Annotated in this window: 2 protein-coding genes; one reads left to right on the top strand and one right to left on the bottom strand. The window is 44.8% G+C overall.

What is annotated here, in order from left to right:
* Positions 1 to 166 precede the first annotated feature (166 nt).
* Complete coding sequence (locus tag ACFQNJ_RS19270; protein ID WP_382260365.1) at positions 167 to 880, top strand: acyltransferase family protein; 714 nt, start codon at positions 167 to 169, stop codon at positions 878 to 880.
* Positions 881 to 925: 45 nt separating this feature from the next.
* Here the strand turns inward: ACFQNJ_RS19270 and ACFQNJ_RS19265 are convergent, their stop codons facing one another.
* The gene (locus ACFQNJ_RS19265; protein ID WP_382260363.1) at positions 926 to 1,612 is read right to left on the bottom strand and encodes an acetyltransferase; all 687 of its coding nucleotides are present in this window, start codon (positions 1,610 to 1,612) and stop codon (positions 926 to 928) included.
* Positions 1,613 to 1,784 lie beyond the last annotated feature (172 nt).

Here is a 1,784-nt window from a genome sequence, read left to right as displayed (position 1 = left end):
AAGCCGGCCTCCACCCGCTTGAGCGCATCCATGATCTGGCTGTCGGTAAACCTTGACTTCTTCATGTAGAAATTCTCCTTCGAAAACTTCTACTTCTCGCCCCGCCGGTTTTTCGGGGGGATTACCCCAGTACTTCTCAAAAGAATGGCCGTTCAGCGTTCGAGAGGTGCTGATTCACTACATCCCGGGAATCCGGGATATCATGTGGTCAAGGGCAATCGATGGCATAGTATGGACGCTAGAGATCGAGATAAAGTTCTATCTCTTGTGTGCGATACTAATCGTTTGGTTTCGGCGGCAGTCCCTGAAGGTGTTCTTTGCACCAGTTGCGCTTTTTGTGCTCGCGTTGTACCTAAATAAGGTGATTCCAGTTTGGGGCAGAACAAACGCATCTGCTTGGCAACTTGTCATGACATACATGACCGTGTCGCAGTACATTATCTATATGTTTATTGGTGTGTTGTTTCACTACCTTTATCGTGAAAAGATTGAAGCCGATAGGGCTTATCTCGGTATCGGTGGGTTGTTCACAATGTTCTGCATTCATTGGTGGGTAGGGCCATATTCGGCCAACTTTGGGGTGGCTTGGAGCTATGCATTCGCACTTTTGACTTTTGCTTTTGCGTATTCATTTCCAAACCTATTCAAATCAAACCCTGTGTTTGATTTTCTTGCCGACATTAGCTATCCGCTGTATGTCATTCACGGTGTCGCTGGATATGTTGCACTTCGAATCATGCTTGATAAGGGTTTCATGGCGTGGGTTTCCCTTCTGATTGTTACCATTGCCTGCCTATTCTTGTCTTGGCTGATACATGTTCTGGTTGAAAGCCCCTTCCAGAGGCTTGGAAAACAACTGGCGGCGAAATTTACTGGTTAGATTTTGATCTTTGTTATTGATTCCGCCTTGTATGTAATTTCCCAATCACTTCAGGTACGGGTCTCCAATATTCCGAGCTCGAACTTGCCTCGCCGGTGTACCATATGCAATCAGGTTGTTAGGTAAATCTTTGTTTAAATAGCTGTTCGCTCCAATAACACAATCGTCCCCAATCCTGATCCCGTGTTTTACAACGGCGCCAATAGATATGGCAGACCTAAGGCCAATTCTGACAAAACCACCGGTTGCGGATGCAGGTGCCAACGAAGAGTAGTCAGACATTTCGCAATCATGATCTATAGAGGATTGTGTATTGATTAAGCAAAAATTACCCACTTTGCAGTTTGGGCCAATGACCGCCTTCGGCATAATAACAACGCCATCTCCGATTTCACAGAATAGGGAAATGACCGCAGATGAGTGAATGAGTGGCGGAAAGTATAGATTTGACGATATTTTTGTCAATTCTCTGTATATTTTTTCTCTTAAATAATTATCGCCGACTGCAATCGCATAGTTAAAGGCTGTTAAGTCATTCAATTCTGCAATGTTGCCAATAATGTTGTGGCCAAATAAACTCGAACCCTGTTTTCTCTCATCGATGAAGTGTTTTACTTTGTATCCAGCAGAGAGCGCTACATTCATGACACTCACAGCATGTCCTCCAGCACCAAATACCACAAGGGGACGCGGATCTACTTTAAAATCATGACAAATCTTGTTTATCTTCATAAATCATCACCTCTATTTTTAAGTTGGCTAACAAAGAATATAGATGGTAATCCCCCCGAAACGCATCGGGCTGAGAAGTAGATTCATGCGGTCATGGCCAACCGCTGTTTCGGGGTGATGCCGCCCAAGGCCATGTTTGGGCGTTCGTGGTTGTACATCCACATCCAGTTGG

The sequence above is a fragment of the Hydrogenophaga bisanensis genome, from assembly GCF_042665135.1.
Taxonomy (GTDB): Bacteria; Pseudomonadota; Gammaproteobacteria; order Burkholderiales; family Burkholderiaceae_C; genus Hydrogenophaga; species Hydrogenophaga bisanensis.
Note: the sequence above shows the minus strand (reverse complement) of the source record. Positions and strands in the feature narration are given on the sequence as shown.